At 54.0% G+C, this 248-nt stretch carries 2 tRNA genes; both read left to right on the top strand.

Features of this window, described 5'->3' with window-relative positions:
• The first annotated feature begins 44 nt into the window (after positions 1–44).
• Positions 45–121 (top strand) — tRNA-Asn (locus ACVYAD_RS25335).
• A gap of 8 nt (positions 122–129) precedes the next feature.
• Positions 130–220, top strand: a tRNA-Ser gene (locus ACVYAD_RS25330).
• Positions 221–248: the final 28 nt, after the last annotated feature.

The following is a 248-nucleotide window of genomic DNA, read 5'->3' as shown; positions in this document are numbered from 1 at the left end:
AAGCGTGAGGTCGATGGTTCGAGTCCATTTAGGCCCACCATTATTCCGAAGTAGCTCAGTTGGTAGTAGCACCTGACTGTTAATCAGGTTGTCGCAGGTTCGAGTCCTGCCTTCGGAGCCATTTTTTGTGGGGAAGTACTCAAGAGGCTGAAGAGGCGCCCCTGCTAAGGGTGTAGGTCGGGTAACCGGCGCGAGGGTTCAAATCCCTCCTTCTCCGCCATTGGCCCGTTGGTCAAGTGGTTAAGACA

It is taken from the genome of Lysinibacillus sp. G1-3 (assembly GCF_056322905.1).
Note: the sequence above shows the minus strand (reverse complement) of the source record. Positions and strands in the feature narration are given on the sequence as shown.